The following is a 25,070-nucleotide window of genomic DNA, read 5'->3' on the forward strand; positions in this document are numbered from 1 at the left end:
CCTAACAACAACCGCCCAATGCAACAGAGATCATATTCTCTAAACAAGTCACTCTCTCCTCGGGAGTCATTTTTTCGTTTCCTCCTACTATATCACTAACTGTCAGTATACATGCTGCTTGTTTATTAGCTCTTTTTGCTTCTACAAATAAAGCAAATGATTCCATTTCAACGGCAATCACTTCTTTTTCTTTAATAGTTTTTTCTAAATCTAATGAAGAATAGAAAACATTAGAGCTGTGCACGTTTCCTCTAAATGTTTGAATACCTTTTTCTTTAGCAAAAGCCTCTATTTTTTTGTCTAGATCTCCTGAAGGTGAGATGGTGTCATAACTTTCTCCAGCTGATACTTCAGCATATGAAGATGAATCAGCTTTAGATTTATCAACAATAACAACACTTCCTACTTTTAAGTCTTTAGAGTAAGCTCCACAACTACCGATTCTTACTATTGCATCAACATCATAAAAGTTAAATAGTTCATGTGCATAAATACCCATTGAACCATATCCCATACCTGAGGCTCCAACTGTAATTCTTTTGCCGTTGTACTCTCCTGTATAGAAATAAATATTTCTTACTGAACTAACTAACTTGTAATTTTGAAGATACTTTTCAGCAACTCATTTTGCTCTTAAAGGATCACCGGCTAAGAAAACTAGTTTTGCAATTTCTTCTTTAGCTGCTGAAATGTGAGGAGTCATTTTGTCTTAAAAAAATAATTATATTAAAAAACCACAACCTTACTAAGTTATTTTTTTAGAAAAGTTAGTTTTAGAAAAACAAATTAAGTGTCAACAAAAAATTAATCTTCGAGAACTTTTTTCAGAATTTCTTCTTTATCTTCCGAACTTCATAAAAAAACATGTTTAAGAAGGGCTTCTGATACGTCTGAACTTTCATCTTGCTTATTTAATCCACGTCTGGTTTCTTCTACTAATTCTCTAATTTTTAAATCTGTCTTCCCCTCGCCGCATTGAATAAAAATTCATCCTTTACCTTCAGCAGGGAATATATAAACTCCTCCACAACCTAATAAGAGAGCAGATGTTCAATCACCTGTTCGTTTTTTTGAAACAGGCGATCACTCTTCAAAATGTAGTTTTAAATTTATTTCTTTAGGTTCAAATACATCTTGCTTGTAAGAAAAAACTCAATCTTCATCTCTTAAATCTAAAATTGAAGGGGTTAAAAAGCCTTTTTCTTCTTTTTCAAATATTCCCGAAAATAGGTTTAAATTTACCTCATTTTCATAGTCAAAATCTTGCAGATCAAACTGATCTTGCAAATTTATGGGTGGTATTTCTAAATTTCCATGCCCAAAATGAAAATCTACAAAATCATCTTTCTCATTTATTTCTGGAAACGTAATTTTTAAGCTAGGAAGTTCTTCGTCTCTGCGGCTTTTCTTCTCTGCCGCTTCCTTTTTCTCTTCTTTCTTATCCTTAACTAAATTTTCTTTAGCCTTAGGTGTTGCTTTTGGAGTTGTTGGTGATTGATACGAAACTGTTGTTATGCCACTACCTTTAGGAAGGGGGGGGGTGATCTCAATTAAGACTAAATCACGCTGACATAAGAAAAATCTAAAGTTTATTTTTTGGTTGAAGCGATGATTCTATATAAAAAATCGCCGCTTTATCAAATTATTTTTTTGAAAAAAATAGTTTTAACTACCCGAAAAAACTAGAAAAAGAAGACGAAATTTCCTACAGTCAAAGAAACAAGAAAAACTTAAAAATACAACAATTAACAATTTGAAACTTTATAAAAATTAATCTTCTTTAGACGCTTCTATTATTTCTTTCATATCTTCTCTACTCCATAGAAATGATTCTTTTAAAAGCGCTTCTGCTACTTCAAGATCTCCTCCATAATTTCCTGAATTTAAAACAGACCTAGTTTCATCGACTAATTTTCTAAGTACTTCTGCCAATCCTTTTTCTCCGCATTGACTAAAACTTCATTTTCTGCCTTCAGAAAAATACGAAAGTCCGCCACAAGCGAAAAGGGCTGTTCTAAGTTCATTTCTATCCAACCAATTGCCTACATAAAGAGCAGGAATTTCTTGAAGATTAAAATCAACGAATTTAGGTTCAGATACTCGCAAATCTAAATACAAAGTTCTAGGGATATGTTTTTCTGGTAGCCTTAAACCAAATTCCTCTATTGGAGGATAAACATCATTGTAATCTTCAGGATAAATATCTAATAAACCTGTTTCCAGTAATGCACTTGTTTCTATCGAATTTACACCTAAATCAACAGATAAATTAGATAAGTCGGATGGTTTTTCTTTTCAAAATTCAAAAGCTATATTTACATCGACTGCTTCTTCTACCGAAACTTCTTTTTCCTTTTCCTGTTTTTTTTGCCCTACTGGCGCTTCTTTCTTTTCTGGTTCCTTCTTAACTAAAACCGGAGGTTTAGGTATCACTACTGGATCTGTTTGCTGAAACGAAACTGTCAATTTAGCTCTACCATTAGGGGGGGGGAAGTTCTCAATTAAGAGCAAATCATGCTGACATAAAAAACTTAAAATTTATTTACTAATTGCAGCAACCACCCAAGGCAACTGAGATCATATTTTCTAGGCAAGTAACTCTTTCTTCAGAAGTCATTTTTCTATGTTCTCCAATTGTGCCACTGACTGTCAACACGCATGCTGCTTGCTTCTCTGCAACTCGCTTTGTTCTTAGAGAATCTCCTGATAAGACAGATAGTTTTGCAATTCCTCCTTTGGTTGCTGAAATGTGGGGTGTCATTTTTAATTAAAGAGGCGATTTTATATAAAAAATCACCGTTCTATTAAATTATTTTTTTGAAAAAAATCAATTTCAGAAAGGCAAATTAAACTTCAAGCGCATTTACCAGAATCTCTTCTTTATCTTTTGGATTTCATAAAAAAACGTGATTAAGAAGGGCTTCCGACACAGCTGAACTTTCATCTGACTTATTTAATTCAAGTCTAGTTTTTTCTACTAGTTTTCTAATTTCTTGATTTGTTTCCCCCTCACTACACTGAATAAACATTCACTCCTCGCCTTTAGGAAATATATAAACCCCTCCGCAACCTAATAAGAGAGAAGATATTCAATTATCGTTTCTTTTTCTTGAAACAGGTGATCACTCTTCTAAATGTAGTTCTAAATTTACTTCTTTAGGTTTAAATCAATCTTGCTTATAAGAAGAAACTGAAACTTCATTTCCTAAATCTAGAATTGGAAGAGTTAAAAAATTTTTGTCTTCTTTTTCAAATATTTCCCAAAATAAGTCTAAATTTACCTCATTTTCATAATTAACATCTTGAGGATCAAACTGACCTTGTCAATTTATCGGTGGTACTTCTAAATTTCCATTCTCAAAATTAAAACCTTCAAAATTATTTTTTTGTTTAGGTGTTGGAAACTCAATTTTCAAATCAAAAAGTTTTTCTTCTTGATTTTGCTCCTTTGCTACTTCTTTTTTCTCTTCTGTATCTTTCTTAACTGGAACCAGAAGTTTAGGTGTTGCTTTTGGAGTTGGTGGTTGATAATGTACAACTATTACTTTAGAGCTACCCTTAGGAAGGGGGGGTGGAATATATAATCACGACATAAGAAAAATCCGAAATTTATTTTTTGTTCGAAGCGGCAATTCTATGTGAAAAATCGCCGCTTTATTAAATTATTTTTTTGAAAAAAATTGATTTAAGAAGGACAAATTAAGCTCAGGCAAAGAGAAAAAACGGTTTTAAAAAATTAATTATTAACAGTTCAAAAATTTACTTTTTATTCTTTTCTTGTAACTTAGATAAATTCTCAAAATAACAAGCAGAACACATAGGAGCAAAAGTTTCATCACCACCTAACTTTAGATCAGTATCTCCAACTTTTAAGTTCTTAACCTTAGGTTCAGGAGCATCTACTTTTAGAGCTAACCTTCAAGCATCATCAGCACAATTAACACATACAGCCCTTAACTTAACTACTTTTGAAGCAATAGCCAAAATCTTAGGCATAACTCCAAAAGGTTTTAAATTCTCATCTATTTCCAGCCCTGCAATTATGAATCTAACTCCTCTACTATGTAAATCCTGAACAACATCAAATAAATCATCTGAATAAAACTGAGCTTCATCCATAACAATAGTTAAAGGCAACTTAAGATTATTCAAATCTATGTGGTTATAGATTTCTTTAGGATTCTTAGCATCTATACTGATAGCAGGTATCTTCATTTGCATATATCTACTACCTAAAGAATCCTTATACCTATCTATATTCGGTCTAAAGACTAAGTAAGGTATATTTGCATGTTTCAACTTATCGATAAGAATTAGGGCTGTTCCACTCTTTCCAGCCCACATTGGACCGCAGATAACTAATATCTCCTCTCTGTATGACATATTCTTTATTTAAGCTTCCAATTTCTTCTTATTCTCATAAAAACAAGCAGAACAAACAGGAATAAAGTCTTCCTCATCCAACTTTATACTTTTGTCTTTCATGCCAGGATCTGCTTTCTTTAAAGTAGTCTTTCAAGCATCTCCTTTACAAAAAGCGCAAACAGCTTTCAACTTAATTACTTTGGAAGCTAATGAAAGTAATTGAGGCATAACTCCAAATGGTCTATTACAAGCATCAACATCTAAACCACCAATTATGAATCTAACTCCTTTTCTATTTAAGTCTCTAACTACATCTAAAAAACTATTCTCAAAAAATTGAGCTTCATCAACCACAACTGTTAAAGGCAATTTCAAATTATCTAAATCTATATGTTTATAAATCTCTTTAGGGTTATTTATGTCTATACTGATAGATGGCTCTCTTCTATCTGAGAATCTAGTACCTAAGGAGTCCTTATATCTATCTATATTAGGTCTAAAAACTATGTAAGGTATTTTTGCGTATTTAAGTCTTTCTAAAAGAAAAAGAAGTTGATTACTCTTGCCCGCAAACATCGGGCCGCAAATAACCAAAATCTCCTCTCTATGATTCACTATTTACTATTTGCTAATGGTTTGATGAGGAGTTATTACCTCGAATTATACATTAAATTCGAATAATACAACATCACCATCCTGCATCAGATAATTCCTACCTTCAAGTGACAATTTCCCAACTTGCTTTAATGTTTTAAAGTCAGAAAATTCAAGAAAATCTTCGTATTTAGCTACTTTGGCTTTTATAAAACCTCTCTCTATATCTGTATGTATTAAACCAGCACATTCTGCAGCATTAGATCCATTTCTAAAAGTTCATGATCTAACTTCCTTAACTCCTGCTGTAAAGAAAGTAGATAGACCTAATTTTTTAAAAGCTAAAGAGATTAATTTATTCAAACAAGTTTCAGTTCTTCCAACACTTGATAAGAACTCAATTTGCTCTTCCTCAGATAAAAAACTAATTTCATTCTCTAACTTAATATTCATATCCAGAAAAGAAGCATTTAATTCTTTAGAGTAAACCTCTATGTCCTTTAATAGATCTACTGATTCAGAACTATCATCAGTATTAGCCAGAACTATCATGGGCTTATCAGTTAAGAAAGAATAAATCTTTAATAATTCTTTTTCTTTATCAGTTAACTCAAAATTAAGAACTAATTTATTTTCAGAAAGATGATTCTTTAATCTATTAAGAAGCTCTACCCTCGGATCATTACTCTTCAACTTTCTCAAAATGTTCTCAACCATTTCTAAATCTGAATAAATTAACTCACATAAAACTATCTGAGCTTCAAATACAGGATCTGCTGTATCAGATTCAACAACACTAAATACATCTTTATTATTGAAAGCTCTGACTACTAGACAAATAGCATCTACTCCTCTAATATTCTCTAAAAACTTATTGCCCAATCCTTCTCCTTTTGATGCCCCTTTCACTAAACCAGCAATATCTAGAAACTTAACAACAGAATGAGTTGTTTTCTGAGGCTTTATAATCTCGGCTAATCTATCCACTCTAGAATCTGGTAACTTAACTACTCCTAGATTAGGATCTATCGTTGCAAATGGCCTATTCTCTACTAATGCATCTCCTTTTGTAAGTGCATTAAATAGAGATGATTTACCGACATTAGGCAAGCCGACTATTCCCATTACTAATGACATACGTTTAATATTTAATATCTATGATAGGAAGCACAAAACCTATTCTCTTAACTGGAATACAACCAACTAATAGATTAACCTTAGGTAACTATCTAGGAGTAATTAAAAAGATTATCAACGAACAAGATAATTATGACTGTTATTTATTCGCTGCAGATTGACATTCAGTAACAATACCCCTTTCTTTGCAAGAAGCTAGTTACAAAAAGATAGATGAATACAAATGGAATGTAATTCGCATGTATGCTGCATGTGGATTAGATCCAACAAAAAACAAAGTTTTTATCCAATCAGAAATCAAAGAACATCTAGAACTTTTCTACTTTTTGCTAACTCACTCCACTCTAGGAGAGTTGCAAAGAATGACTCAATACAAACACTTAAGTAAACAGTTTGTGTTACCTAATGGAACTGAAATGGCACTAGTAGGTCTTCTAACTTATCCAGTATTAATGGCAGCAGATATATTGATGTACGATACAGACTATGTAGTTTTAGGCGAAGATCAAACACAACATCTAGAATTAACAATAGATTTAGCAGAAAGAATAAACAACAAATACAAAGTAAATCTGTTTAAAAAACCAAAAGCATTTAATCCAAAAGGCAATAAAGCGGGAATAAAAATAAAAGATCTACAGAATCCAGAAATAAAAATGTCTAAAAGTAGTAAGAGCTACGAAGGAGTTATTTTCCTAGATGATGATCTAGAAACAATTAGAGAAAAAATTATGAAAGCTAAAACTGATTCAATAGGAAAAATAAATATAGATCCTATTAATCAACCAGGAATAACAAACTTGTTAGAGATATATGCGAGTCTTACAAATATTTCAATAGAAGAAGCATGCGACAGACTACAAAGTGACACTTATAGAGAACTAAAAGAAGTAGTAGCAGAACTAGTAATTAAGGAAATAAGTGAAATACAAGATAGATACGAGCAAATAAATCTTGAAGTTCTAAAAGAAGCAATAGAGAAAAATAATCGTCATTGCAGAGCTAAAGCTAGAGAGAAGCTTGCTCAGCTAAAAGAATTGTAGAGATGAACTATGAAAAAATATTTCGGACATGGTTAGATAGCCCCCAATTAACCGAAGAAGAAAAAGCCGAGTTACGGAGATATTCCGAAGAAGAAAAACAAGAACTATTTAAACCAGAACCTTTACGTTTTGGAACAGCAGGTATAAGGACAATAGTAGGATTAGGAACTCAAAGGCTCAATAGATTTACATGTAGATGAGCAATTAAAGGGTATTCCACATATCTAAAGAAAAAAAAAGAAAAACCATCTGTACTAGTAGTCTACGACAAAAGAGAACATGGATATCGACTGTATTTAGAAGCAATATTTACTCTTTTAAAAGAAGGAATAAATGGTTACATAGTTGGTCCAAATAATGGAGCCATTTCAACACCTATTGTTTCCTATCTAATAAGAAAGAAAAGCTTAGATGGAGCTGTAAACATAACTGCTTCGCATAATCCAGCTAACTACAACGGAATGAAGTTATATGACTCTCTAGGAAAACAACTAGATGTTCATGAAGAAAAAAACTTAATTAAATGCCTTCCTTCAATAGAAGAAGCAATCCTATTGGAAGTAAATGAGAATATAGACAAGAATGAACTGAAATGAATAACAATAGCTGAAATAAATGATTACTTTAAAGAAACAGCTGAGAATATAGCAACGGCATTAGATGAAGAAACATCTGGTATTAAATCCCAAATAAGAATTTTGTTTGATGGACATCATGGCACTACAGCGGAAAATATGAAGATGTTGATGCACGATCTAGGATTTACTCAATTTAAGGAATGTAATACTGATACAGATGTAATTAATCCAGAAGAAGCAAGTTCATTTAGAGAAGTAATTAGATTAGCAGAAAAAGAAAATATAGATTATGTGTGTGCATCAGATTTAGATGGAGATAGAGGAGCAATTGCAGAAAGACAAGAAGATGGTTCCTGATATTTCTTTAATGGAAATGAAATAGGAATTATTACAGCTGCTTTCAAAGTTCAATTTAAGAAAAAATTAGGAAAAACTTATATAGTAAGCACAAACGTAACTAATACTCTAATAAACAAACTATTCCCCAATATTCCTATACACATAACCAATACTGGATTCAAAAATATCTCTGAAATAGTAAATAGAGAGGAGAAAAAAGGAAATAACTTATTGATTGCATTTGAAGAAGCAATGGGTGCCCTTATAGAGCCAATACACAGAGAAAAAGATAGTTATCAACAAATAGCATATCTTTTAGAAGCAATAGCTTACTGTAAATCAAATAAACATAACTTAAAAAAATATCTAGATATGTTAATTAGTTCAGTAGGAGTATGAAAAGGACTAACTGACTTCTATAAAGGCAATAACAAAAATCTAGATTTAATAACTGACTCTGAGAAAGTCAAGGAAAAAATATCTGAATTAAGTGGTTACTCCTTAGAAAAAATAGAAATAGATCAAGAGCAGGGAATAGTAAGTTGATTTATGAACCAGAATAGTTGAATTAAGTTTAGATATTCAAGAACTGAACCAAAATTGAAGATATATTACAACTTGTTTTGAAAAAAAGAAAATGAACTAAATAGATTTATAAACAACTTCAAAGCGCACTTAGACAGCTTATTTCAAATATAATTTAAATACCATTTCAACAAAACTATCCGAACCAGGTCAGATTAGAAATAAAGCAGCCTTAAGGAGAAATTTGTGTGGAGTGGTTTTTTAAATTAAAAGTTTTCTTTTGCTAGGTATTCTGGCAATTCACTTACAACTTTATCCTCATCTTCTCCTTCAACTATAAATTCAACTTGTGAATTGTGTTGTAAACCTAAAGACATCAAATTAATAATAGATTTAGCATTAGCTTCTTTCTCTCCACATTTAATAACTACTTTAGATTTGTAATTGGATAAAGCTTGTACTAATTTATTGGCTGGTCTAGCGTGCACGCCCACTTTATCTTTAATCACGTAGCTAAAACTTTTCATTTAATCTTTATTTAAGTAAGATAGATATCAGTTTATTTTATATGAAAGACAAATTATCAAAAATCAAAGACGTTTTACTGCTCAATAAGTACCAATCACTAGAGAACATAAAAAAGTTATGTTCGTTAGTAGGTTTTACAAACGTTATCACTTGCATAATGTTTTATTACCTACTAATTACCTCCAAGCCTCATGCTGAATCAAATTCTTTTAAAGATTTACTAATTGTTGCAGCTTTAACTCACATCTATATAAACATTGTCCTTATTAATTGAAGCCTTAAGTATGAAGGAGTTAAATGAGTAGTCTGAGCTTGAATATCCTTAATATTTATCTCCCCTCTAGGAGTAATGCTCATATACCAGGCTAATAATCCATCTAATTGAACAGAAGTAAAAGCATCTCAAAATGAAAAGAAACAATCTATATTTCACTCCTTTGCTAACTCATTTGTTAATCTGCCAGAGATACTTAATAAGGCTATAGATTTTCTAACTAAGAATTATCCCGAAGAATTCAGTGAACTATTAGATAGGTTGCAATTAAGTATTGATGATTTAGATAACTGAAATGATAAAGATAAGTATTTTATTATTGCTATACATGAAGCACTTAAACAGACTAAGAAGAAAAATACTTTCAAAGATATAGATTTTGAAGCTCATTGATATGATCAAAGATATTTTGATTTTGCAGTAAGAGATCCTAAAAGTGCAATAGTTCCTAACCTTAGATACAGATATTCCCTTGCTTTTATTGTTCTAGATGAATTTAATAACTACCAGAAAATACTAGATGCTAAAAAAGAAATAAAAGCTAATATGAAATTTGGAACAGCCAAAACAGTATGTTTAAAAAGAGGAAAAGGTTTTAAAGTATATGTCAACGAATAATAATCTAAAGAAATTAGCTGATAAGGTATACAAACAAATAAAAGAAACAGGATATATAGAGAAAGCAAGTATAGAAAAGATTATTGATCTATCTAAAGAAGACAGCAAAACATTAATCAAGCATTTAATAGATTTAGAGAGTGATCCAAATATAAGAAAAAGACTATGCAATATATATGATGGATACTGCCCAGCTTACGATTCTAAGCTTGAATTATTAGCTGTATGATCTTCCTTTAATATCAGCATCAAGAAAAGCTTTAATCCAGAAGATATCATTTAGATTTATTCCTTCAATACGCATAGCATCATCAATTGTTATGGGTTTTTCTAAATTTAATTTCTCTATAGCTTCTCTAGATAAATTAGATATCTCTCTATAGTCAGATATCCCTAATAGAGATATCTTCTTTCACTTTTCTACCTTATTAATTCTTGATTCCTGATTTTTTATATATCCTTCGTATTTGACCTTAATCATCAATTTCTCCATAGATTCAAGAGATAAAGGTCTTAATTTATCTCCTGCGGCTTCTATAACCATTTCATATTTACTTGTTGTTCTAGATAATCAAGAAAAAATAGTTAGAGGACCTTCTTCTCCTGTAGTTAATCTGTATTTAGATGCATAGTTGTTTTTTAAGAAAGAAATATTATGTTCTATGTCTTCCTGAGTAGCTTTAAATCTAAGATAAGTTTCTTTATCTATAGTTCCTATTTCAAAACCTTTTGACATTAATCTTTCATCTGCATTGTCATTTCTTAAAAGTAATCTATATTCAGCTCTAGAAGTCAGTAATCTATATGGTTCTCTTACTCCTTTAGAAGTAAGATCATCAATCATCACTCCTATGTATGCCTCATCTCTTCTTAGTACTAAAGGAGGTTTACCAAGAATTTTTAAAGAAGCATTAATACCTGCAATCAGACCCTGTGCTGCTGCTTCTTCATAACCTGAAGTTCCATTTATTTGTCCTGCGAAATATAGACCTGAAATTTTCTTTAGCTCTAAAGTCTTATGTAATTGAATGGGGTTTATAGCGTCATAAACTATTGAATAGGCATAACTCTTAATTCTTGCTTTTTCAAAGCCTTTTAGACTTCTTACTAATTTTTCTTGTAGATCTTTATTTAAAGAAGTAGATAGTCCTGCTAGATAATAAAAATCATAGTTTCTGGCTACTGGTTCAACAAAAATATGATGTATTTCTCTACTAGGAAACTTAATGTATTTATCTTCTATGCTTGGGCAATATCTAGGGCCTGTTCCACATATAGCTCCGTTATAAGTACCTAATTCATCTAAATTATCCAATATTATCTTCTTGGTTTCTTCTGTTGTGTTTGTTAGATAACAAAATAGTTGTTCATCTAATGGAAGTGATTTAGGTTCCCTAAAAGAGAAAGAAATAGAGTCATTGTTATTGTCATCTCTTTCTAAGGAAGAAAAATCTATAGAGTCTTTATAAACTCTTGGAGGAGTTCCTGTTTTTAGTCTTAATAGATCTATATCTCAGGATTTGAAGATATCAGATAACTTATTACTTGCCGGATTATCTTCTGGGCCTGAATCAGCAAATTTCTTTTCTCTGTACAGTTCTGCTTTTAAGTACGTACCTGTAGTTACTATTACTGCTTTACATATATAGAAAGCATTATTAGTTTGAACCCCTGTTATTCTTCACTGTTCATCTATTAATTCTCTTTCTAAAGAAATTACTTCTTCTAGAACTAAATGTAAATTCTGTTCTTTTTCTATTTGTTCTAAGAATCAAGAATGATAAGTTTCTTTATCTATCTGTGCTCTATAGGCTCATACTCCAGGCCCTTTGGAATAATTTAACTTCTTTATTTGTATTTTGTTGGCATCTGCAGCTATAGCTTGTATTCCTCCTAAAGCATCTATTTCTCTTGTTACTACTCCTTTGGCCGGCCCTCCTATAGAAGGATTGCAAGGTAAATTAGCTATATTTCTAGTATTTAAATTAAATAATCCTACTTTTAAACCTAATTTAGAAGCAACAAATGCAGCTTCAAGACCTGCATGACCTGCCCCTATGACTATTACATCAAAGGAATTATTTTGTTTTTTTGGTATTTGATTTTTCATACTTAGCTATTCTTCTTGTGTATTTACATGTAGAAGAACTACATTTAATATATGGTTTATTGTATTTTCCTACTAATTTTCAAAGAAAACTAGAGCATTCAGGACACTTTTCATCTAATTCTTCTTTTTCTTCTATAGATTCCAAGTACTTACAATCAGGATATTTAGAACAACAAATAAATGGTCTATTCCACTTATTAAATCTCTTGAATAATTCTGCACCACAATCTGGACAATTCCTACCTACAGGTTCTTTAGCTGGTCTTGGATTTAAGCTTCTTATGTATTTGCACTCTGGATACTTAGAACAACTAATAAAAAAACTACCTCATTTATTTTTTTTCTTAACTAGAGCTCCTTGACAATCCGGACATAACTCACCTATTTCTTCTACTGAAGATTTATTAGCTTCTACTTTATTTATCCTTCCTATATATTTACATTTTGGATAATTAGTGCAACCTATGAAATGACTCTTTGTTTTTACAGAAAATCTAGCTTTTAGCTCTGCTCCACATTCTGGACAATTACCGAATGCAACTTTATTAGCTTTATTTAATTCCTCATTGAATATCTGGAATACTTTATCTAGAAATGTTTTTCAATTAGATTTGTTCTCGGAAATATTGTCTAATTCTTGTTCCATGTTTCTCGTATAGTCATACTGCATGATGTTTGGAAAGAACTTCTCTAGATCCTCGGACATCTTCAGACCTAAATCAGTAATTATTAGTTTTCCGGAGTCTTTATTTGCGTATTCTCTTTTGACAACAATATTTACTATGTGAGAATAGGTAGATGGTCTTCCTATCCCTTTTTCCTCTAAAGATTTAATAAGTGTAGATTCCGTGTAAGGACTAGGTGGTCTCTTATCTACTCTTTTTACTTCTTTGATCTTGTCTTTATATTTCTCTCCAACTTTTAAATCTGGGAAATCATCCTCTTTCAGTAAATTCTCTTCTTGGCTATATCTCTTAAATAGAGCTTTGAAACCTTCGAATTTCTCTATTCGGTTATTAGTAGTGAATTTATTTTTGTTGTTATCAAAGTGATATAGAACATTGTTGTATATTGCGTCCTTCATTAAAGAAGAAACTGCATATAGTCAAATCAATCTATAGAGACGTAAAGCGTCTTTTTCTATCTTTCCATCAAGAGAATCAGGTGTTATATGTATATATGTTGGTCTGATTCCTTCATGAGCTCCCTGTACTAATAACTCTTTATCTTTAGTTTTTTTCTCTTTTACGCTCTTAGATTTATCTGCTATATATTCTTTTCCGAATTCTTTAAATAATCATGTTTGTGTATGTTCAACAAAGGTTTCAGATAAATCCTCTCTATCTGTTCTTGGATAGGTAATTAAAGATATAGCTTCTCCATCTATTTCCACTCCTTCATATAGCATTTGTGCTGTTCTATCAACTGTAGAAACAGCCATATGAAGTTTGATAATAGCAGTGCTTTGCATAGTAGAAGTCTTAAAAGCTTTAGGAGGTTTCTGTTTCTCCTGCTTTGGATCATCTACTTTCTCTAAGATAAAGTAGTTATCTAGTGTTGATAGGAATTTCTTTGCATCTTCTTCATTTACAAAATTTATAGAACCATCCTTATGATCCTTAAGTTTGTAGCCTTTATCTGCTAGCTTTTTAAGATTCAACTCTAGTCCATTCTCTAATAGGACGTATATATTGAATCAGTGTTCAGGAACAAAAGCTTTTATTTCCTCATATTTATCTTTTAAGAATTTAAGAGCTATTGACTGAACTCTTCCGGCACTTACTCCACCTATAGCTTTCTGAGCAAAATCAGATAGTTTGAAACCTAATCCTCTGTCTAATAGTTTTCGAGCTAAATAAGAGTTAATTTGGTTTTGATCTAATGATCTAGGCGAAGAAAGAGCTTTAGTTATTGCGTCCTTAGTAATCTCATTGAATACAACTCTTTTGCATTTCTTCTTATTTTTTTCATTAAGAACAGAATAGATATGTCATGAGATAGCTTCTCCTTCTCTATCTGGGTCAGTAGATAGAAAGATTTCATCTGAAGCATCTGCTGCTGCATTTATAGTTTCTATGACATCAAATTTTTTTCCTTTAAAAGTTCTCTCAGAATCATTCCTTCACTTCATTTCATAGGTTGTTTCATCAAAACCTAATCCTTTAAAGCTCTTCTCATCCAATTCTCTAATATGGCCTATGGTGGCCAATATTTTTATATTGGTATCTTTTAGGTATCTACTAATCGTATTAATCTTGTTCGGAGACTCAATAAGCATCAAAGAATGTTTCATAGTGCTTGTTATGTTCTCTTACAGATTACCTACATACTTATTGTTGCCATTTAGTAATTAATGGAAGAATTACTGGTCTTTTGTTTGTTTTATTTTTTAAAGCTTTATAGACTGCATCCTTTAAATGCATTTTCACTTCCCTTATCTCTAAACCTTTATTTAAAGCCAAATACTTAGACAACTCAAGGGCTATATATTTATCTATTGCGGCATGTATATCGTTTTTCTTAGAGTAATCTTCTGGAACAAAAGCTTTTATGGACACTTTTGGTTTATAAAAAATATGTTTTTTGATGTTGTAAAGAACTGAAATAATAATTAATCCAGATTTTTCTAATAATTGTCTTTCCAGAAGAATCATATTGTTAATATCAAGAATTCCTTCTTCATTTACATATTGTTTAGAAATATTCAAAGTAGTTACATTAGTTTGTTTGCCATCTATCTCTAGTCTTTCTCCGCTACCCAAAAACTTAATTCTCTTAGTATCTACAGTATTAGATAGAGCTTTGTATACATTTACAAAATCTTTATAGTATCCATTTACTGGAACTATGTTGTAAGGCGATAGAGCATTAACTACAAACTTAATATCTTCATTTCCTGCAGCATAAGGAATAATAGATTTAGGCTGTTTAACAACGATAATGTCATGCTTAGAAATGTCATTTAACAGAAGTATTTCTTCATATTCATTCTCAGGAAGAGTAATAGTACAAATTAAGAATAAATCTCCTGATTGAAAAGCAATCTCATCTTTACCTGCATCTATATTCCTTAACTTAGCAAATAAATCTTCATTATTACCCACTATAGCTATAAGTGAGTTATCGCTTTTTAAAAGTGGTGTTGCTGCAGCATATTCATCTGAATGAAGAGTTTCTATATATTTATTTACTAAGAAAGCAATTCTAGGACAAGATATATGGAAATTCATAGAGTAGACTTTCGCTACCCTAGATAGGTTTAAAAGTGTATTTCAATCGTCTTCATATAAGCTAACTAAAACTCTTTTTTTGGTAGAAGATACTGATTTTTTTAAGAAAGAAAAATTCTTAGCTAAAGGATAGGCAAAACCTAGCACTTTACCAGCATTTTGAGCCCCTATCAATAGAAGAGAAGTTTTATTTTTTACCTGTTGAGCTATCAAATGCAGTTGTGATTCGCAACAAGGATTAACTTCATTTGCTAAAACAAACTCATCTAAAAATACCACTACCTGACCAGTTAATAACTTAAATACTCATGCATAAGAACAAGGAACAGAACTTGGACTCTTAATTCCGCATACTTTCAGCATTCCTACTGTTAAATCAATAGCAGGGTTAACGGCAATTATTTCATTCTTAATATTGACATTGTTTTCCTGCTCAAACTTAGCTAAGAAAGACTCAATTATTGCTTTACCTAAAACGCTTGTATAAACGGGAATATTCGGGAAAGTAGTTAAGAAATAAGGAAGGGAACCAATATTTATATTCTTCGGACAACCAATAAAAATACCTTTTATTTTCTTAGCATGCTCAGATAGATATCTAAGATCAGGAATAATCTTTTTGATTCCTAATTGATTAGAAAACTCTGCTCCTATTCCTGCATTCAGTATGAATATCTCATTATTTATCTCTAAAACTCCAGCATATCTTCCCATCTCATCTTGACCTCCTAAAGCAAAATAATTAATCTTGGACATTTTCGAATATGAAAAACTACTATATAGAAATTAAGAATAAACCAACACTATTAGCCAGAATACAAATAATTAAAGAGTGCAAGAATCTTTACCTAAAGGTTCCAAAGTCACAGCTTAGTTATTTAGACAGAATTAATAAACCTAACATCTGTTTTTTAACTATAGAAATAATAGAGAATTCTAAACATTTAGAAAAAAGTGTAATACAAAGAATAATAGATAAATGAGATCCTAATCGAATAATCATTACTTTTAATCAGGGAATAAACAGACAATTACTGGTTGATCTTACCTCTATTAATTATCAAAACATCTCTATAGATTTTTATCTGAATAACAATACTTCTATTAAAGAGACAATAGCTGAATTAACAAATAAATATCCTAACATAAAACACTTTTCTGTCTATCCAGAAGAAGGCATATATTTAGAAAATGAGCTTCTGGGTTTCTCTAGATATCATCACAACATGTGATCTAAAGATGTAAAGAAATACTACGCTAAATATGATTTTGAAACTATCAGAGATAAGCAATACATTGGAATAGGAGAAAATGCTGTTTCTAGGGAAGGATATGTATTTACTAAAAACAATAAAGAAATAGAACTAGATAGGAGATATATAGATATTCAAGATCATATAGATAGGCTTAACTATTACTTAGAACTTAATGATGAAGAGTTAAAAGCATTGTTTCTTTTGAATATTGAAAAATATAAATCTGATATCAAAAAATATTCTGTATTAGAAGTTCATCAGAAATTAATTTCTGATTTCTTTGAAACTTAAATACTTCCATAAAGGTTCTGGTATAGATAAAGATCCATCTTCCTGTTGATAATTCTCCAATATAGCTGCAAACAATCTATCTATAGCTAAAGAAGAACCATTAAGCAAATGTGGATATTTCGCTTTCTCTGACTTATCCAATAGATTTTCTTTATATCTAATTTTGGCTCTTAAAGATTGAAAGTTAAGAGTATTAGATACTGAAGAGATTTCTCGATATCTAGATTCAGCAGGGAATCATACTTCAACGTCATAAGTTTTTGTAGCTGCAAAACCCATATCATCATAGGCTAGTTGTACTACTTGATAAGGTAGATTTAAGGTCTCCAATATAGATGAGGCATCTAGAACCATTTGTTCTAGTACTTGAAAACTATCTTGTTCTCTACAAAAACTAACTATCTCTGTCTTAGAGAATTGATGTAATCTAATTATTCCTGCATCTTCTGTACCTGCAGCTCCTGCTTCTTTTCTAAAACAAGTAGTATTAGCTGTTAACTTAATTGGTAACTTAGATGCTTCCAATATTTGATTTCTATAAATATTTACTAACTGTGATTCTGAAGTAGGAGATAGATATTTTCCATCTGTTGTTTTGAATAGATCTTCTTCAAATTTAGGTAATTGAGCTGTTCCATAGAGAGAAGAAGGTAGTAATAAAACTGGTAATCATCTTTCTTCATATCCTTTGGCTTTATTTAAATCCAAAGTAAAAGAAATTAAAGCTCTGTATAGTTCTGCTCCTCTATCTTTATAGACTACAAAACCAGAACCTGAAATAGACACTCCTTCTTCAAAGCTAGTTAAAGAAAGTTTTTTAGCTATTTCGTGATGACTTAAAGGTTTAGAAGTCTTAACTCCTCAGGATCTAATTATTTCCCCTTGTCCAGTTAAAGATTCATCAGGTATATTAGGTAGAGAATCAACAAGATCTTTAGTTATTTGTTCTTGTGAGTGTAATTTGTTAGATAAATCAGCTAATTGTTCTTTTACCTTTCTTATTTCATCTGCATTTCCTCTTGCATCTTGTTCTATTAATTTATTTCTCTTAGTGTTTAAATCTACTATTTCTTGTTGTAAAGAATTTAAGGTTTCTATACTCTTTAAGGTTTGATCTAAATGTGTTTCTTCTGTGCCTCTTAACTTAAGTCTCTGCTTGAGTACATCAAAGTTTTCCTTTATAAATTTGTAACTATACATCTATTGTTTCTATAAATAAAGTTGCTCCATTAGGAGATAGATCTAACTCTTTTCCTTCTTTCAGTAACTTAGCTTTTACTTGAGCAGCTTCCTTAGGAAGTTTTTTGTGTTCATGGATAAAGTTTATTTGGTTTCTATCTATTGTTTCTATTAATAATAGGCATTCAACTATCAATATAAGCTCTTCTTTGTGTTCTTCAATTATCTGTTTAGCTACCTTGTATTGTTCTTCTATTATTTTTTCGATCTCTAAATCTATTGCATATGAAGATTTCTCTGAATAACTATCTTTGTATGGATTAACCATTCCTTCTGAAGGTTCATATTGTTGTAATCCTAATTTTTCTGACATACCTAATTTAGTTACCATTGTTCTTACCAAGTTAGTTACTTTAAAGAGATCATTAGATGCTCCTGAGCTAATCTTGTCTATACCAAAGAATATTTCTTCTGATGCTCTTCCTGCTAGAGTTGTAGTCACTGTAGCTAATAGTTCATCTTTTCGTTTCAAGAATGTTTCTTGTTTTTTAGGAGTAGATAACATGTATCCACCTGCTTGACCACGAGGAATAATAGTTATTTTCTCAACTACTTCTCCTTCTTTACTGTAGATACCTGCTACAGCATGACCTGCTTCATGGTAAGCAATTTGTCTTCTTTCCATATCAGAGAACTTATTGCTTTTCTTAGCAGGCCCAGCCATAACTCTATCTATAGCTTCATCTATATGGTTTTTGTCTATTACTTTCTTATCTTCTCTAACTGCTAATAAAGTTGCTTCATTCAATACGTTTTCTAGTTGAGCTCCTGAGAAACCTGGTGTTTTTCTAGCTACATCTTCTAGATCTATAGATGAAGATAGGTTTTTATTTCTAGCATGAACTTTCAATATATCTACTCTTTCTGAGATATTAGGTAGATTTATCTGAATATGTCTATCAAATCTACCTGGTCTAAGAATAGCTTCATCTATTGAATCTAATCTGTTAGTTGCAGCCATTATTACTATTCCAGTCATAGTATTGAATCCATCCATTTCAGAAAGTAGTTGGTTTATTGTTTGATCATGTATGCCTCCGCCTCCTCCACCCATATATTTATTTCCTCTTTTTCCTGCAACAGCATCTATCTCATCTATGAAGATGATGCAAGGAGCTAATTTCTTAGCTTTTGCAAATAGTTCTCTTACTCTTTTTGCACCAACACCTACAAACATGTCATCAAATGTTGAACCTGCTGCTTCTATAAATGGAACTTCTGCTTCTCCAGATACTGCTTTAGCTAAAAGTGTCTTACCTGTACCTGGTGGCCCATAAAGGATTACACCTTTAGGAGTTCTGGCTCCCATAGCGTTGTATTTAGCTGGATTCTTTAAATAATCTACTATTTCCTCTAGTTCTGCTTTTTCTTCTTTAATACCAGCTACATCTTCAAAAGTAATATTGGATTTAGTTGTTTTGCTGATAGATTGTCCCATCTTGAATAATCCTCCTTGGCCATATATTCCTCCCATGCTTTGCCCTTTCATAGCTGATCTAATAAGGAATAAAAAGACTGTAAGGTATAGAAGAGAAGGTAGGACAGAGAAGAATACAGAAGAAGCAGTAATTTTTCCTGGGTTCTCCATATTGAGAATTGCTGTATCAATTCATTGCATGAAACAGCAGCAGGCGCAACAATCATTAGCTTGACCATTGCAATTACAAGTTCCAGCAGTTCCGTTATTGCAGGTACATGTACCATTTTTCCCACAGCAACAATTTTGATCTTTCTCACAACAAGATATAGGCTTGGAATATGTTGCGCCTGAAGATACTTTGTAAACTCAATTTTCTCCTTTGTCTTTTGTTTGTGCCTTACTCTTAGATACCCTGAAAGAAATCTTCTTGTAATTTTCTGTATATAAATAGATGTCGAATATATCCTCTCCACCAAAGAAGCCAATCTTGTTGGCGTATCCTAAAGTTGATTCTTTTTTAAATTCCTGAAGTGTATAATCGGATCCATTTCGAGGAGTTATTTTTAATTTCTTGTTATTACATGAAACAGATTCAACCTCAATAAAAGTAGCAGCGCCATATCCAAATATCGAATAAAGAACAATTACAACAACTCCGGCTGCTAACCCTCATTTAGCTAGCCAAATTTTTTTTGGTCTATCTGCCGGATTAGAAGATCCCGAAATTTTTTTAGAATAGAATTTATTATTGTTCGTCTTCTGTTTATCAGAAGACGGTTTATTTGATTGATTTGGCGTAGAAGCTGCACTTGACTCCTCAAAATCTGATTCCTTTAGTAGCTTTAACAGAAGAGCTAATCTCCATCTTGAAAGCATCGAGTTACATCTCTCTTATATCTTTAAGTTTATTAGGGTTATTTTTTTAAGTTCTCGCTTTTGTATGCATTTTTTTTGGCAAGTTATTACACGAAAAAACAATATCTAAATAAAAGTGTAGGTGAAAAGAGAATATTTCGACCTTATCAAGATTTAACAATTAAAGATAATCTCGATAAATTTTTTTCTAGTCTAATATTTAAATAACTGTCATTCATTAATAGAAAATGATCACTCAAGAATCCATGAAAAACCACATTATAAGGCTACAAAAGCGAGTTATTTCTCCAGATTGGTTTGCATTTAATCAAGGTTATACACCCCTGTTAAGTAAGGAAGCAACGATATTGTTTATGAATTTATTTTCACAAAGCGAAATAAATTCTCAACTAGATATTGATTCCTGTGATTTCAACAAGTTCATCAGAAATTATGGTCTTACTGAAAAAGAATTTATCAGTTGTCTAGATGAACTATCTAGACTTCAACTAATAAAAATAACTAGAAAAACCAATGCCAAACAGGAAACAGAGATATTTATTCAACTGCAAAAAATAAAGTCTTTAGACAAGTTATTGATAGATAAATCATTTGGAAAAATGCTGAAACAAAAATTACCTAAAGAAAAATATTTAGAGTTAGTTTTGATGCTAGAAGATGAGAATGATATTTCCTATGAATTAGATTCATTTGAGGAACAACCAGCAGTAGAAGAAAAAACAGTTGATAAGGATATATTCAGAGATTTCTATGATGGTGTAACTCAATTACTAAAAGCAGAATTCACAATGTGCCCTGAAGTGCTAGATACACTTCATAAATACCAAACAACTCTTGATGTAACTAAGTTACAACAGATAGCCTGATTGTCAACTATAAAAGCCCAAAATGGCAAATACATGATTTCACCAAAACACTTCTCCTTCTTAACAGAACAAGAAGCAACATGCCCAAAAATAAATTCAGATTTAGATAAACATAAGAAATTCTGAGGAAGTCTTAATGTTGCAGATGATGAGATAATCAACAAACAATTTAAAGAGTTATTCCGTCAAGGAAATCCATTTATGGTTTATGCAGCATTAACAGGAAGAAATTGAGTTCCAGGCACTCTCAAAGGTTGAATTAAAAACTGCGTTCAAAAAGGATTTTCTTTCCCTCTAATAAGTGCTCTTATGTCTTTTGTTACAGCTTTAATAGGGAAAATATCAGTTAATTATTTAATTAAAGTGTCAGATACTTTAGTAAATGATTACGCAGGAAATAGAGAAGGATTAATAGAGCTTGTTAGAAATGTTATTGAATCTGATCTAAATAGCGGTAAAAATAGACTTAATGCAAGTAGACAGGTTAAAAAAGGTACTGTTGAAAATAAAAATAACAGTATGGATGATTTCGTTTGATATTACAACGTACATACATAAGCTTCTTTTACCAGTCAATAGGTATATAGATTAGTGAAGGACGATTTAGATAGAAGTTTAAAGTCAGCTCTTGCCAAATATTACTTTGGCATGACATTCACAGAAATTAAGAAACATAGTGCACTTAGTCAATTACGTTTAACAGATGAAGAAATAATAGATAATAGAAAAGAAATAAAAGAAGTTATAGACAGTCAAACAAAATGTGGTTCAAGCTCTAGATTCTGTCAATCATTAGAACCACACTATATTTTGAGGAGAAATCAAGACAATAAATTAGTAATTGATACAGAAGAATGTACAAAGATAAAGAACTATAAAGAACTTTCAGAAGAGACAGTAAATAAAAGAATCAGAAAATATTTACTTACAGATAATCATAAGTTCAATTACAAAGAAGTAGCTCAAAGCATACAGTCATTTGAAAATACAACCCCAGCTTTTCTAAAAGAAACAATGGATAATATTGGTAATGCAGAATACTTATTAGAAAACAAATACATATGTATAAGTGAACATAAGAAAGAACTATTTTCTATATTTGCTTTTCACTATATATTGATAGGCAAATATGTGAAGATAATTAAGTCTCAAGAACTTAAAGAACTATGTGTAAAACACAACTTCAATTTCTATAAAGATGAATCAATTGATGATAAAGAAGGGTGAAATTCAATACTAGAAATAGATCTACTGATAATACTTGATTTCGGATTAGAAAGCAATGTATCTAAAAATAGTTATTATTTAGACGTAATTCCTGATTTGCTCTACGTAAGAAACAATAAGAATAAACCAACTTTAATACTTACCCCTGCATCATGAGTCCTAATAGAAGAAGATTTACAGATCAACAATTACTATAGAAAAGAAGTCTTAGAATTACAAAAAATTAAGGCTCAGGAATTGAAAAATGCTATGAAGATTTTTTATCCGAAAGAAAATTAAATATCTCTACTAGAAATTCAGAAGATAATTCATCTGATCTACTATTCATATATATTTCTTTAGACTCAAATAAATCTTTAATTTTTTCCTCCGGAAAATGTTTTCTTAAATTATTTCATAGTGTTTTTCTTGGCATAGCAAAACACTTTCTTAGAAACAAAGCATATTCATCTAAATCAATATCCTTATTGAACTCTTTAGTGAGATGAATAACAGCAGAATCAACCTTAGGTATTGGATAGAAGTGTTTCTTATCTACATCTAATAATTTCTTTACTCTAGTAAATGTCTGAACTAAAGCAGATACAGAAGAATACTTATTAGTTTTAGGTTTAGCTGTTACGGTCTCAAAGAATTCTTTTTGAACCATGAATATAGCTTCTTTAAATATTGGTTCTTTTAAAAATTTAAGAATAATTAAAGAAGTTATATAGTAGGGTATATTTCCAAACAATAAGGTTCTCTTATCTTGTTCTATAAAAGAAAAATCTACTTCTAGAAAATCATTATGTATTACTTTAGAAAGAGGAAAGGTGGTATTTAGATAACTAATAAGTTGATAATCTATTTCTATTAGTATCAACTTATCTCCTGAGGTTTCATATATATATTTAGTTATTGCTCCAGTACCTGGCCCTATTTCAACTAAACAATCAGATTCAATAGATAAAACATGTTGAGCTATCTTTTCCTGAATATGTTTGTTCTTTAAAAATACTTGACCTAATCTTTTTTTAGGTTTATTAAACATCAATACCTAACTTCTGTAACTTCATTTGAGCTAAGTTCACTTTTTGTTTTCTTCTAATTAGTATGTAATGAATTAATAGACTTTGGAAGATAGTAAATATAGAGTTGAAGAAATAGTAGATAGCTAGACTAGTAGATCAAAAGAAAGTAGAAGATAGAAGAATAATAGTAATTATCTTTTGAGTTTTACCCATTTTGTAAAGTTGTGAGTTGCTATTATGTGTCTGTTGTTTTAGATGTGGATTTCTTCTCTTAGAAAGAATTACTGATATTTTTTGAGAGAAAAAATTAGTAGGAATAATAAATAAGAAGAGTAATAAATATAGTCAGCCTCTTTCTGATATGAAGTGTTTGAATACCATACTTGATGGTGTCTTAGATAAATCTCATAAACCAAATAGAACAGTAAATTTAATAGGTCTGCATATAGTAACTACCTTAAAGATAATTAGAAAAATAGGAGTAGTTATAAATATGTTCTCTAATGCTGCAAATGGTTTTAAGTTGTGTTTCTTGTTATAAGCAGTTATTTCCTGATGCTTCTGTAATTTAACTTGTCTATCATTTTGATCATACTTCGCATATTTAGCTGTTATTGCATCTATTGTTGGTTGATGTAATACTTGTTTCTCAGAATATATAGAAGATCTAAGAGTAGGTCAGAAATTTATAAATCTCATAATGAACATGACTATGATCATTGCAAAGATTACATCTAGACCTGAATTGGCTAGATATTCACTGCTTTTGTCAAATACGTAGACTAATCCTACAAATACTTTTGCTACTGGATATACAAACCAAGATAGAAAAGGGCCATAAACAGTAGACGGTTCAAAAAATGCATGATATTGTGGACCGGCAATACTTCATGAACCAAGATCAAACTTTATTTTTCCAGTACCATATTGTCCAGGTAGATAACCAAACTCTAAACCTGTGCCTGGATTAGAGTGATATCTTGTATATGGAGCTGCAAAAGATTGAATAAATGATCATGCAATCATTAATCCACTAAAGGAATAAAGAACTGCTTTTAAATAGAAAATAAATTTCTTAAATCTTTTATCTTTTCATCAGACAGCATCCTCATGTTTTTTCTTTTCTCAAAACGGAACAAGAAAAGTATCGCTTTTCAAAAGTTGATTTCTATCTCCTAGATGCCTTTTTTTCTAAATAAGACATCAAATTTAAATACTCATTTTGCAAATCTGCAAAAGTTACTTCTTGTTTTTTAAAACGTTCGAAAAAAACATCCTTATAGAAAAAAACACATTTAATTTTTGGACACGCATTAAGTAATTCTTTATTATTAATAGCCCAGAATACTCTCTTATAGTACTTTCTATTGCAAGATAACTTACACTTTTTCTTAGGTATTATTATCCCAATTTTGATATTAGTAATTAAAGAATCTGGTTTTCAATAGCAAACCAAATGAGTTGAAAAGGCGTTACTACCTCTTCTTAGAAGAGTTTGAAAATCGGCCGATTTTAGTAGCCGATATTTCTTTTTCATGTAGGGA

Annotated in this window: 25 protein-coding genes and 1 other RNA gene; 9 read left to right on the top strand and 17 right to left on the bottom strand. The window is 30.9% G+C overall.

The window, feature by feature from the left end:
* Window position 1 precedes the first annotated feature (1 nt).
* Together H6411_RS00885 and H6411_RS00890 are read right to left on the bottom strand one after the other, a co-directional pair.
* Entirely contained in the window at window positions 2–703 is a 702-nt protein-coding gene (locus H6411_RS00885) for a purine-nucleoside phosphorylase (RefSeq protein WP_216082774.1), read from the bottom strand.
* 101 nt (window positions 704–804) lie between these two features.
* Window positions 805–1,287 (bottom strand): hypothetical protein, encoded by a 483-nt coding sequence (locus tag H6411_RS00890; RefSeq protein WP_216082775.1) that lies wholly within the window; start codon window positions 1,285–1,287, stop codon window positions 805–807.
* Window positions 1,288–1,291: 4 nt separating this feature from the next.
* Between H6411_RS00890 and H6411_RS00895 the strand changes: the two genes are divergently transcribed.
* Window positions 1,292–1,663: a hypothetical protein gene (locus H6411_RS00895; RefSeq protein WP_216082776.1), complete on the top strand. Its 372-nt coding sequence runs from the start codon at window positions 1,292–1,294 to the stop codon at window positions 1,661–1,663.
* Between the two features lie 107 nt (window positions 1,664–1,770).
* Here the strand turns inward: H6411_RS00895 and H6411_RS00900 are convergent, their stop codons facing one another.
* From H6411_RS00900 to ychF, 6 genes are all read right to left on the bottom strand, one after another.
* Window positions 1,771–2,511, bottom strand: a complete 741-nt coding sequence (locus tag H6411_RS00900; protein WP_216082777.1) for a hypothetical protein — start codon at window positions 2,509–2,511, stop codon at window positions 1,771–1,773.
* Between the two features lie 34 nt (window positions 2,512–2,545).
* On the bottom strand, window positions 2,546–2,761 hold the full coding sequence (locus tag H6411_RS00905; protein ID WP_216082778.1) for a hypothetical protein: 216 nt from the start codon (window positions 2,759–2,761) through the stop codon (window positions 2,546–2,548).
* 85 nt (window positions 2,762–2,846) lie between these two features.
* Window positions 2,847–3,593: a hypothetical protein gene (locus tag H6411_RS00910; RefSeq protein ID WP_216082779.1), complete on the bottom strand. Its 747-nt coding sequence runs from the start codon at window positions 3,591–3,593 to the stop codon at window positions 2,847–2,849.
* A 166-nt stretch (window positions 3,594–3,759) separates the two neighbouring features.
* The gene (locus H6411_RS00915) at window positions 3,760–4,383 is read right to left on the bottom strand and encodes a thymidine kinase (RefSeq protein ID WP_216082780.1); all 624 of its coding nucleotides are present in this window, start codon (window positions 4,381–4,383) and stop codon (window positions 3,760–3,762) included.
* A gap of 9 nt (window positions 4,384–4,392) precedes the next feature.
* On the bottom strand, window positions 4,393–4,980 hold the full coding sequence (locus H6411_RS00920; RefSeq protein WP_369408477.1) for a thymidine kinase: 588 nt from the start codon (window positions 4,978–4,980) through the stop codon (window positions 4,393–4,395).
* Between the two features lie 45 nt (window positions 4,981–5,025).
* Entirely contained in the window at window positions 5,026–6,096 is a 1,071-nt protein-coding gene (ychF, locus tag H6411_RS00925; protein WP_216082782.1) for a redox-regulated ATPase YchF, read from the bottom strand.
* Between the two features lie 20 nt (window positions 6,097–6,116).
* Here ychF and trpS point away from each other — a divergent pair, with 20 nt between their 5' ends.
* From trpS to ffs, 3 genes are all read left to right on the top strand, one after another.
* Entirely contained in the window at window positions 6,117–7,139 is a 1,023-nt protein-coding gene (gene trpS / locus H6411_RS00930) for a tryptophan--tRNA ligase (protein WP_216082783.1), read from the top strand.
* Between the two features lie 2 nt (window positions 7,140–7,141).
* Window positions 7,142–8,755 (top strand): phosphohexomutase domain-containing protein, encoded by a 1,614-nt coding sequence (locus H6411_RS00935; protein WP_216082784.1) that lies wholly within the window; start codon window positions 7,142–7,144, stop codon window positions 8,753–8,755.
* Window positions 8,756–8,851, top strand: an RNA gene (ffs, locus tag H6411_RS00940) — signal recognition particle sRNA small type.
* Here ffs and H6411_RS00945 read toward each other — a convergent pair.
* Window positions 8,848–9,108 carry an HPr family phosphocarrier protein gene (locus tag H6411_RS00945; RefSeq protein WP_216082785.1) on the bottom strand — a complete coding sequence of 87 codons (261 nt, stop codon included), beginning with the start codon at window positions 9,106–9,108 and terminating at the stop codon, window positions 8,848–8,850. The two genes, ffs and H6411_RS00945, sit on opposite strands and share 4 nt — an antisense overlap.
* A gap of 350 nt (window positions 9,109–9,458) precedes the next feature.
* On the opposite strand from H6411_RS00945, the gene H6411_RS00950 reads away from it, so the two are divergent.
* Both H6411_RS00950 and H6411_RS00955 read left to right on the top strand, forming a co-directional pair.
* Window positions 9,459–10,001: a hypothetical protein gene (locus H6411_RS00950; RefSeq protein ID WP_216082786.1), complete on the top strand. Its 543-nt coding sequence runs from the start codon at window positions 9,459–9,461 to the stop codon at window positions 9,999–10,001.
* Entirely contained in the window at window positions 9,988–10,284 is a 297-nt protein-coding gene (locus tag H6411_RS00955) for a hypothetical protein (protein ID WP_216082787.1), read from the top strand. Before H6411_RS00950 ends, H6411_RS00955 begins: the two co-directional genes overlap by 14 nt.
* Here the strand turns inward: H6411_RS00955 and mnmG are convergent.
* The 3 genes from mnmG to H6411_RS00970 are packed head-to-tail and all read right to left on the bottom strand — an operon-like array spanning window position 10,219 to window position 16,097.
* Window positions 10,219–12,111, bottom strand: a complete 1,893-nt coding sequence (gene mnmG, locus H6411_RS00960) for a tRNA uridine-5-carboxymethylaminomethyl(34) synthesis enzyme MnmG (protein WP_216082788.1) — start codon at window positions 12,109–12,111, stop codon at window positions 10,219–10,221. The two genes, H6411_RS00955 and mnmG, sit on opposite strands and share 66 nt — an antisense overlap.
* A complete protein-coding gene (topA, locus tag H6411_RS00965; RefSeq protein WP_216082789.1) occupies window positions 12,080–14,404 on the bottom strand; it encodes a type I DNA topoisomerase in 2,325 nt (774 codons plus the stop codon). Before topA ends, mnmG begins: the two co-directional genes overlap by 32 nt.
* A 37-nt stretch (window positions 14,405–14,441) precedes the next feature.
* Complete coding sequence (locus H6411_RS00970; protein ID WP_216082790.1) at window positions 14,442–16,097, bottom strand: ribonuclease J; 1,656 nt, start codon at window positions 16,095–16,097, stop codon at window positions 14,442–14,444.
* A gap of 8 nt (window positions 16,098–16,105) precedes the next feature.
* Here H6411_RS00970 and H6411_RS00975 point away from each other — a divergent pair, with 8 nt between their 5' ends.
* Entirely contained in the window at window positions 16,106–16,888 is a 783-nt protein-coding gene (locus H6411_RS00975) for a hypothetical protein (protein WP_216082791.1), read from the top strand.
* On the opposite strand, the gene serS is transcribed toward H6411_RS00975, so the two are convergent.
* Both serS and ftsH read right to left on the bottom strand, forming a co-directional pair.
* The gene (serS, locus tag H6411_RS00980) at window positions 16,862–18,088 is read right to left on the bottom strand and encodes a serine--tRNA ligase (protein WP_216082792.1); all 1,227 of its coding nucleotides are present in this window, start codon (window positions 18,086–18,088) and stop codon (window positions 16,862–16,864) included. The two genes, H6411_RS00975 and serS, sit on opposite strands and share 27 nt — an antisense overlap.
* Window positions 18,081–20,423 (bottom strand): ATP-dependent zinc metalloprotease FtsH, encoded by a 2,343-nt coding sequence (ftsH, locus tag H6411_RS00985; RefSeq protein ID WP_216082793.1) that lies wholly within the window; start codon window positions 20,421–20,423, stop codon window positions 18,081–18,083. Before ftsH ends, serS begins: the two co-directional genes overlap by 8 nt.
* Before the next feature lie 227 nt (window positions 20,424–20,650).
* Here ftsH and H6411_RS00990 point away from each other — a divergent pair, with 227 nt between their 5' ends.
* Both H6411_RS00990 and H6411_RS00995 read left to right on the top strand, forming a co-directional pair.
* Window positions 20,651–21,847: a hypothetical protein gene (locus tag H6411_RS00990; RefSeq protein ID WP_216082794.1), complete on the top strand. Its 1,197-nt coding sequence runs from the start codon at window positions 20,651–20,653 to the stop codon at window positions 21,845–21,847.
* 33 nt (window positions 21,848–21,880) lie between these two features.
* Window positions 21,881–22,795: a hypothetical protein gene (locus H6411_RS00995; RefSeq protein WP_216082795.1), complete on the top strand. Its 915-nt coding sequence runs from the start codon at window positions 21,881–21,883 to the stop codon at window positions 22,793–22,795.
* On the opposite strand, the gene rsmA is transcribed toward H6411_RS00995, so the two are convergent.
* Genes rsmA through H6411_RS01010 form a run of 3 tightly spaced genes read right to left on the bottom strand, consistent with a single transcriptional unit; the run spans window position 22,764 to window position 25,063 of the window.
* Window positions 22,764–23,546: a 16S rRNA (adenine(1518)-N(6)/adenine(1519)-N(6))-dimethyltransferase RsmA gene (gene rsmA, locus H6411_RS01000; protein WP_246307731.1), complete on the bottom strand. Its 783-nt coding sequence runs from the start codon at window positions 23,544–23,546 to the stop codon at window positions 22,764–22,766. The two genes, H6411_RS00995 and rsmA, sit on opposite strands and share 32 nt — an antisense overlap.
* Entirely contained in the window at window positions 23,539–24,684 is a 1,146-nt protein-coding gene (locus H6411_RS01005; RefSeq protein ID WP_216082797.1) for a YidC/Oxa1 family membrane protein insertase, read from the bottom strand. Before H6411_RS01005 ends, rsmA begins: the two co-directional genes overlap by 8 nt.
* 10 nt (window positions 24,685–24,694) lie before the next feature.
* A complete protein-coding gene (locus tag H6411_RS01010) occupies window positions 24,695–25,063 on the bottom strand; it encodes a ribonuclease P protein component (protein WP_216082798.1) in 369 nt (122 codons plus the stop codon).
* Window positions 25,064–25,070: the final 7 nt, after the last annotated feature.

Source organism: Candidatus Mycoplasma haematohominis (assembly GCF_902712995.1).
Lineage (GTDB): Bacteria > Bacillota_I > Bacilli_A > Mycoplasmatales > Mycoplasmoidaceae > Eperythrozoon_B > Eperythrozoon_B haematohominis.